Raw genomic sequence first — 1,345 nt, 5'->3', positions numbered from 1 at the left:
GGTAGTTGGGTATAAAGATATTTACCAGTTAGGAGTTAACAAGAGTAAGTCAATGATAATGAGAGAGATAAGATCTCTTAGTTTAGAAGAAACGAGGGGTTTGTTTGAAGAGGTGTTAAGATTAAAAAGTATCAGGATATTTGCTGCCTCCATATTTTTTGACTTATTCAAAAAATTTGGTATTAGTTTATTTAACGAGATAAAGCTATTACCAACATGGAGGCAGCTATGAATAGTATATATCACAATTTAAGAAAAATCAAATCTGATGTAGCGGCCAGATTACTCATTAGAGAGGTTTTGGCAAAGAACAATGGTAATGTAACTAAGACTGCCAGCATATTAGGAATAAGTAGGCATACAGTTAGGAGGGCAAGAGACGGTAGATTAGAAGATTGTTCAAGGGCTCCTAAGAGGGTAAATAGAAAGTATAGTGATAGTTTTAAGCAATTAATTCTTGTGGAGGCAAAAAATACTGGCTATGGAGCAAGAAGGCTTTCGAAGTATCTGAAGGAAAAATATTCTATACTTATCCAAGAAGATTATATCAAGTTTTTGCTCAGGAAGAACAAGGTAAACAAGAAATACGTAAGGACAAAGAACAACAACAGAAGGAGGCTCTATGACTATGAGAGTCTATTGCCATTTACAGAATTACAGGTAGACACAAAGCACATATTGGATGAAAAAGCTCTTCCTATGGAAGTATATGAGCATATTAAAAACAGATTACTTCCCACTTATGCCTATAATGCCATAGATGTAAAGACAAGGATAAGGTTTACCATGTATGCCCATAGTCTAAATGCCACTTATGGGATATTATTTTTGTTCATCGTGATTCTATGGATGAGATTAAACAATGTAAGAGATAGGATAAGAATACGGGTTGATAACGGTGGGGAGTTTTTCAGTGGTAGCGAGAAAAAGCTTAAGACCTTTAACGATCTTGTATCAATTTTAAATGCTGAAGCATATACCATACCTCCTCGGGCTAAACACTTACAGGGCATTATAGAAAGCTCTCACAAATTGGATGATGAGTATTTCTTTTCTTCTCATGTTCTTACCTGTAATGATGATAGAGCATTTATAAAGAAAGCTCAGGAGTGGCTTAATGTGTGGAACACAGCAAGAAATCATTTTGGAGTAGGTATGAATGGTGACACTCCTTTACAGAAGCTTAAAAGCTTAAAAACAATTATTAATCAAAACATTGTAAAATTCCCAGTTCTCATGTTGGAAGATGTGACAAAATATGTTGGTAATATTTATGATATTGTAGTTAGTTATATCAGTAAACAGTTAATTAACCAGGGTGGTAAATATGTTATTGACCAGTGCC

At 34.4% G+C, this 1,345-nt stretch carries 2 protein-coding genes; both read left to right on the top strand.

The features are described from left to right. A partial coding sequence (locus LF845_RS11695) for a hypothetical protein (RefSeq protein ID WP_242821193.1) occupies nucleotides 1-232 on the top strand: 232 nt, incomplete at its 5' end. Continuing rightward, a partial coding sequence (locus LF845_RS11690; RefSeq protein ID WP_242821192.1) for a helix-turn-helix domain-containing protein occupies nucleotides 229-1,345 on the top strand: 1,117 nt, incomplete at its 3' end. The genes LF845_RS11695 and LF845_RS11690, both read left to right, overlap by 4 nt.

Source organism: Deferrivibrio essentukiensis (assembly GCF_020480685.1).
GTDB classification, from domain to species: domain Bacteria; phylum Chrysiogenota; class Deferribacteres; order Deferribacterales; family Deferrivibrionaceae; genus Deferrivibrio; species Deferrivibrio essentukiensis.
The sequence above is the reverse complement of the archived record's forward strand: the minus strand, read 5'-3'. Positions and strand labels throughout refer to the sequence as shown.